The sequence below is a fragment of the Microbacterium sp. NPDC055910 genome (genome assembly GCF_042271185.1).
Lineage (GTDB): Bacteria > Actinomycetota > Actinomycetes > Actinomycetales > Microbacteriaceae > Microbacterium.
Genome location: NZ_JBHJZS010000062.1, coordinates 1 through 6,567, shown reverse-complemented (window position 1 = coordinate 6,567; position 6,567 = coordinate 1). Strand labels below are relative to the sequence as shown.

At 69.7% G+C, this 6,567-nt stretch carries 5 protein-coding genes; 4 read left to right on the top strand and 1 reads right to left on the bottom strand.

The window, feature by feature from the left end; genetic code table 11:
• The first annotated feature begins 180 nt into the window (after positions 1 to 180).
• The 3 genes from ACFC3F_RS14925 (at position 181) to ACFC3F_RS14915 (ending at position 4,110) form a co-directional block, all read left to right on the top strand.
• Positions 181 to 1,131, top strand: a complete 951-nt coding sequence (locus tag ACFC3F_RS14925; protein ID WP_376131464.1) for an ABC transporter substrate-binding protein — start codon at positions 181 to 183, stop codon at positions 1,129 to 1,131.
• 117 nt (positions 1,132 to 1,248) lie between these two features.
• On the top strand, positions 1,249 to 2,565 hold the full coding sequence (locus tag ACFC3F_RS14920) for an aspartate aminotransferase family protein (protein ID WP_376131461.1): 1,317 nt from the start codon (positions 1,249 to 1,251) through the stop codon (positions 2,563 to 2,565).
• Between the two features lie 45 nt (positions 2,566 to 2,610).
• The gene (locus ACFC3F_RS14915) at positions 2,611 to 4,110 is read left to right on the top strand and encodes a CoA-acylating methylmalonate-semialdehyde dehydrogenase (protein WP_376131458.1); all 1,500 of its coding nucleotides are present in this window, start codon (positions 2,611 to 2,613) and stop codon (positions 4,108 to 4,110) included.
• Between the two features lie 289 nt (positions 4,111 to 4,399).
• On the opposite strand, the gene ACFC3F_RS14910 is transcribed toward ACFC3F_RS14915, so the two are convergent.
• Positions 4,400 to 4,846 carry an Lrp/AsnC family transcriptional regulator gene (locus ACFC3F_RS14910; protein WP_376131455.1) on the bottom strand — a complete coding sequence of 149 codons (447 nt, stop codon included), beginning with the start codon at positions 4,844 to 4,846 and terminating at the stop codon, positions 4,400 to 4,402.
• Positions 4,847 to 4,925: 79 nt separating this feature from the next.
• Here ACFC3F_RS14910 and ACFC3F_RS14905 point away from each other — a divergent pair, with 79 nt between their 5' ends.
• Entirely contained in the window at positions 4,926 to 6,500 is a 1,575-nt protein-coding gene (locus ACFC3F_RS14905) for a DUF6421 family protein (protein WP_376131452.1), read from the top strand.
• The last annotated feature ends 67 nt before the right edge of the window (positions 6,501 to 6,567 follow it).

Here is a 6,567-nt window from a genome sequence, read left to right as displayed (position 1 = left end):
GGGGGGGCGCCCCCCGGGGGGCGCGCCCGCGCCGGGGCCCCCGGGCGCGTCCACCCGCCCCCCGCGCGGGGGGGGTTCACCCGCAGTCTCGGCCCCCCGTTGCAGTCTCGCGGGTAACGGGGTGCGCGCTGAGGCTGGCGCGGGCTCCCCCGGGTCCGCGCGAGGGGTTAGCGTGGGACGGTGAGCGGAGCGGTGCGGCGCGGGGTGAGGCACGGCGCCTGGGGCGCAGCGATCGCGCTCGCCGTCGGGCTCGTCGCGAGCGGATGCACGGCCGGCGGCGAAGGGCCGGCACCGGTCCGCGCGCTCGAGAGCGGCGACCCGGTCGAGCTCGCACCCGTGACGCTCCAGCTGCCCGACACGGGCACGACCCGGTACGCGGGATACCTCGTCGCCGCCGAGCGCGGCTACTACGAGGACGAAGGCCTCGACGTCGAGATCATCGTGTCCGACGACGAGACGCCTCCGTCCGATGAGGGACTCGAGCCGGCGTCCGGCTTCACCGTCGCCGATCTGGACTGGGCCGTCGCGCCCGCCGACGCCGAGACGGATGCCGGTGCCGATGCCACCGACGCGACCCCCGACGCCGCCGAACCCGACGTCGATGCGGATGCGGATGCGGAGGCGGACGCCGATCCGACGGCGGCCGCCGGTTTCGTCGCCATCGCCCATATCTTCGCCGACCCCACGGCATCGCCGCCGTGGTCCGACGCCGTCTGGGCCGACGCGGAGCGGCTCGAGACCGACGAGGCCTATGCCGATGTCGCGGCGCGCTTCCTCGCGGCGACCGCCAAGGGGTGGGTCTTCGCGCGGGATGCCCCCGACGAGACGTCCGAGATCGTCCTCGCCGCCCGTCCCCTCGACGAGTCCGCGAGCCGGGTGCCGACGATGCGCGAGGTCAACGCGCTCATCTGGCCGGCCGTGGCGGGCTTCGGGATCATCGACGACGCGGCCTGGCAGGTCGCGGTCGACGCTGCCCTCACGGCGGCCGGGGGTCCCCGTCGCCTGCTCGATGGGGATGCTCCGGCCGTGCCCTACACGAACGAGTACATCGAACGCGGACTCGACGCCCTCGAGCGGGACCGCATCGACATCACGGGCGAACGCGTCGCGGGGGCCCGGCAGCCGGATTGAGGCTGCGCGGATGACGACGTTCCGTCTCGGTTCGGCCCCCGTCTGCCGCGCTCTCACTTGACCTCGGGTCGCGGGACGACGAACGTAGCCGAGGAGACCCCGCTGACTGGAGGAACCATGACGGACGATCTGGATGCCGAGACGACCCGACTCGACCGGGCCCACGTGTTCCATTCGTGGTCTGCACAGGGCGCACTGTCGCTGCCGGTCATCGCGGGCGGTGAAGGGACGAGGGTGTGGGATCACGCCGGCAACCGCCTGCTCGACTTCTCGAGCCAGCTCGTCAACGTCAACATCGGCCACCAGCATCCGGCCGTCGTCGCCGCGATCCAGGAGCAGGCCGCCCTGCTCGCCACGATCGGCCCCGCGACGGCGAACCTCACGCGAGCGCGAGCTGCCGAGCGCATCGCCGAGAAGGCGCCCGAGGGGATGAACAAGGTCTTCTTCACCAACGGCGGCGCCGACGCCGTCGAGAACGCGATCCGCATGGCACGCCTGCACACGGGCCGCGACACCGTGCTCTCGACCTACCGGTCGTACCACGGCAACACCGGCGCGGCGATCGTCGCGACGGGCGACTGGCGGCGGATGCCGAACCAGTACGCCCGCGGGCACGTGCACTTCTTCGGGCCCTTCCTGTATCGCACCGAGTTCTGGGCGACGACGCCGGAGGAGGAATCCGAGCGCGCCCTGCACCATCTGGAGCGCGTCATCGAGTCCGAGGGTCCGCAGACGATCGCGGCGATCCTGCTCGAGTCGATCCCCGGCACGGCGGGGATCATGCCTCCGCCCCCGGGCTATCTCGCCGGCGTACGCGCACTGGCCGATAAACACGGCATCGTCCTCATCCTCGACGAGGTGATGGCCGGGTTCGGCCGCACCGGCAAATGGTTCGCGTTCGAGGGGCACGGCGGCGAGCCCGACCTCATCACCTTCGCGAAGGGCGTCAACTCGGGCTACGTTCCCGTCGGCGGCGTCATCATCTCGGATGCGATCGCGGCGACCTTCGACGAGCGCGTCTTCCCCGGTGGACTGACGTATTCGGGGCACCCATTGGCCGCGGCATCCATCATCGCGTCGATCGATGCGATGCAGAGCGAGCGCATCGTCGAGAACGCGCGCCGCATCGGGGAGGAGGCGATCGGGCCCGGCCTCGCTCAGCTCGCCGAGGCTCACCCGCTCATCGGCGAGGTGCGCGGCGAAGGCGTCTTCTGGGCGCTGGACATGGTCAGCGACCGCGCGACCCGCGAACCGGTCGGCGCCGATGTCATCGCGCGACTCAAGAAGGAGCTCATGGCTCGGGGCCTGCTGCCCTTCACGGCGGAGAACCGCATTCACGTCGTGCCACCGTGCGTCGTCACCGCCGACGAGGTGGCCGAGGCCATGTCGATCTACGACGAGGCGCTCACGAGCGTCGAAGCCGACCTCGGCTGAGCGCAGCCCCTTATCTCGAAGAAGAGCATCCACGGAGGGAACACCATGACCGCGAACACGATCCTCGACCACTGGGTCGGCGGCGGCGCCTGGACGGGCGCCGGCACCCGCACCGGAGACGTCTACAACCCCGCGCTCGGGACGGTGCAGAAGTCGGTGCGCTTCGCGACCGCCGATGACGTCGCCGCGGCGGTCGACGTGGCTTCGGATGCCGCGCGCTCCTGGCGCGACGCATCGATCGCCAAGCGCCAGACAGTCATGTTCGCCTTCCGCGAGCTGCTCAATGCGCGCAAGCAGGAACTCGCCGAGATCCTCACCGCCGAGCACGGCAAAGTGCTCTCGGATGCCCTCGGCGAGATCGCGCGCGGCATGGAGGTCGTCGAGTTCGCGTGCGGGCTCGGGCACCTGACGAAGGGCGCCTACTCGGAGAACGTCTCGACGAGCATCGACGTGTACACGCTGCGCCAGCCGCTCGGTGTCGTCGGCATCATCAGTCCCTTCAACTTTCCGGCGATGGTGCCGCTGTGGTTCTTCTCCATCGCGATCGCGGCGGGCAACGCCGTCGTGCTGAAGCCCAGCGAGAAGGACCCGAGCGCGGCCAACTGGCTCGCCGAGCTCTTCACCGAGGCGGGTCTTCCCGACGGTGTGCTCAATGTCGTGCACGGCGACAAGGAAGCCGTCGACGCGCTCCTGGCGAACCCCGGTGTGAGTGCCGTCTCGTTCGTGGGATCGACGCCGATCGCGAAGTACGTCTACGAGACCGCGACGGCGGCCGGCAAGCGCGTGCAGGCCTTCGGCGGAGCGAAGAACCACATGCTCGTGCTGCCCGACGCCGACCTCGACCTTGCCGCCGACGCCGCCGTGAACGCCGGATTCGGCTCGGCCGGCGAGCGCTGCATGGCCATCTCGGTCGTGCTCGCCGTTGACTCGGTCGCCGATGTGCTCGCCGCGAAGGTCGCCGAGCGCATGCGCACACTGCGCACGGGTGACGGCATGCGTGGGTGCGACATGGGTCCGCTCATCACGAAGGTGCACCGCGACAAGGTCGCGTCGTACATCGATGTCGCGGCATCCGACGGAGCCGACGTCCTCGTCGACGGCCGGGATGTCGAGGTCGATGGCGACGCCGACGGCTTCTGGCTCGGACCGACCCTCATCGACCGGGTTCCCACCTCGTCGACGGTCTACACCGACGAGATCTTCGGGCCGGTGCTGTCGATCGTGCGCGTGGAGGGCTATGAAGAGGGCCTGTCGATCATCAACGGCAGCCCCTACGCCAACGGCACGGCGATCTTCACGAACGACGGCGGTGCCGCGCGGCGCTTCCAGCGCGAGGCGACGGTCGGGATGATCGGCGTCAACGTGCCGATCCCCGTGCCCGTCGCGTACCACTCGTTCGGAGGGTGGAAGGCATCGCTGTTCGGCGACGCGAAAGCGTACGGGCCCCACGGGTTCGACTTCTTCACGGCCGAGAAGGCCATCACATCGCGCTGGCTCGACCCGTCGCACGGCGGCCTCAACCTGGGCTTCCCCCAGCACGACTGATACGGGCCGCGCCGCCGCCGCACACCCCTCTTCGCCGAACCCGACCTTTCCCGTCGAACCCGACCACCACGACGTCCGGTTCGGCAGGAAAGGTTCGGCTCGACCCGTCGCACGGCGGCCTCAACCCGGACTTCCCCAGCACGACCGAGACGGGCCGGGCCGGGCCTCCGTCGCCCCCTCCCCGCCCGAACCCGACCTTTCCCGTCGAACCCGACCACCACGACGTCCGGTTCGGCAGGAAAGGTTCGGCTCGACGAGCGAAAGGCCCCGAAGGGCAGGCGAGGCTGGATCAGGCGTGTGCGATGGGACGGTTCTCGTAGAACGTCTGCAGCACGACGGTCGTGCGCGTGCTGACGGATGCTGCGAGCCGAATGTCGCGGATGAGCGACTCGAGGTCGCGCGGGGTCGCGACCCGCACGAACAGCATGTACGCCGCTTCACCGGCGACAGAGTGGCACGCCTCGATCTCGCTGAGATGCTCGAGCAGCTCGGGCGCATTGTCGGGTTGCCCCGGGTCGAGGGGCGTGATCTCGATGAACGCCGACAGCGACTTTCCGACCGCCTCGGGATCGAGCAGCGCGCGGTAGCCGACGATGACGCCGCGCTGTTCGAGTCGGCGCAGCCGCGCTTGCACCGCCGACACCGACAGCCCCACGGCGTGGGATATCTGGGCGAGAGTGGCGCGCGCATCGAGCGAGACCGCTTCGATGATGCGGAGGTCGACAGCATCTTCCATGCATGGAAGAATACCGGCAGTAGAGCCCATTCGCCGGAATTATTCCGGCATCCGCAGCCAGGAGCGATCGGAGGCATCCATGTCCATGACCCAGCACGCCCGTACCACGCAGGTCGTCGTCGGTGAGCCAGAGGTCGTCGAGGACGCTTCGACACGCTCGGCGACCGGGGTGGGCGCAGCGACCGGGACGGGCGCAGCGGACGGCGTCGAGACCACGACCGCGTGGCTTCGCCTGAAGGATGCCGCGATCGCCCTGCAGGCAGTCCAGGCGAAAGACGGGTCGGTCCCCGCGGCATCCGACCATGCCGACGCCCGTGTCGCCGTCGCAACGATCGTCGAGTCCATCCGCGAGCTCGCGCCGCGGTTCCCGCACGATGCCGACTACCTCGAGGCCAGCGTGCGCGACTTCGAGCGCTGGGCCGGAACCGACTTCGGCGTGCCCGACTTCTACGACTCGCTCGTGGCGTTCCAGCCGCAGCAGCACCGGGTCGACGGCATCCGTCATCTCGTCGTCTTCCCGATGTATACGCAGAACGGGTCGCCGAACCGCTTCGTCGAGGCGCTCATCGTGCAGGCGATCTGGCCGGAGTTCATCGCGCAACTCGAGACGGAGTACACCAACCGACTCTTCGTCTCGCTGCGGCTGATCGACTTCACGCCCGGCTACGACACGAACTCGGCCGTGCTCTTTCCCGAGACCGTGGCCATGCGCGAGATCCCGACGTTCACGTGGGGGGCGATCTTCCAGGATCGCGAGGCGGCGCGGTATCGGCGCGTCGTGCGCGCGGCATCCGAGATCACCAAGCTCGAGCTGCCCGCGGACGCGGCGCGCATGCTCGATGACCAGGATCTCGCCGAGAAGACGTTCGTGATGTGGGACCTCATCCACGACCGCACGCACATGCGCGGCGACCTGCCGTTCGACCCCTTCATGATCAAGCAGCGGATGCCGTACTTCCTCTACTCGCTCGAGGAGCTGAGGTGCGACCTCACGGCGTTCCGCGAGAGCGTCGAGATCGAGAAGCGGCTGAGCGCCCTTCGACAGGCTCAGGGACCGGAAGCACACGCTCAGGGACCGGAGGCACAGGCGCAGGGACCGGAGGCACAGGCCCAGGGACCGGAGGCACAGGCCCAGGGGTCGGGGGCTCTGACCGAGGCTGAGGTCGAGATGCTCGAGCACGCTCGGCTCGTGCAGTACGCCGTCATCTTCGACCGGATCTTCCGGTTCGCGATCACCGGTTCGCGCGTGCGCAACTACGACGGGCTGGGCGGGCAGCTGCTCTTCGCGTGGCTGCACCAGCGCGGCGTGCTGCACTGGACCGACACGGCGCTCGCGTTCGACTGGGACGACGTGCCCGCCGCCGTCGTCGCGCTCGGCGATTCGATCGACGAGCTGTATTGGCGTTCGATCGACCGTCCGAAGACGGCGCACTGGCTCGCAGCGTACGACCTCGTGCGCAGCACGCTGACGCCCAACCCCGCATCGCAGTGGGCACGGGGCTTGCCGGACGACATCCTCGCCGGGCCCCCGAAGGGATACACCGACGCCGTGATGGACGACGAGTTCCCGCTGTCGATGTTCTTCGAGGCCCTCGAGAAGAAGATGCGGCCCGTCATCGAATCGACGACGGGCATCCGGGCGGGCGATGAGTGACGCGGGGGTGCACGGACGCCTCGTCCTGATCGCCGGCGCGACCAGCGACGCCGGCGCCGCGATGACG

What these genes read in the sequence shown, in the direction of transcription:
- ACFC3F_RS14920 (WP_376131461.1), top strand. Translation starts at nt 1,249, where the DNA reads ATGACGGACGATCTGGATGCCGAGACGACCCGACTCGACCGGGCCCAC.
- ACFC3F_RS14915 (WP_376131458.1), top strand. Translation starts at nt 2,611, where the DNA reads ATGACCGCGAACACGATCCTCGACCACTGGGTCGGCGGCGGCGCCTGG.
- ACFC3F_RS14910 (WP_376131455.1), bottom strand. Translation starts at nt 4,846, where the DNA reads ATGGAAGATGCTGTCGACCTCCGCATCATCGAAGCGGTCTCGCTCGAT.
- ACFC3F_RS14905 (WP_376131452.1), top strand. Translation starts at nt 4,926, where the DNA reads ATGTCCATGACCCAGCACGCCCGTACCACGCAGGTCGTCGTCGGTGAG.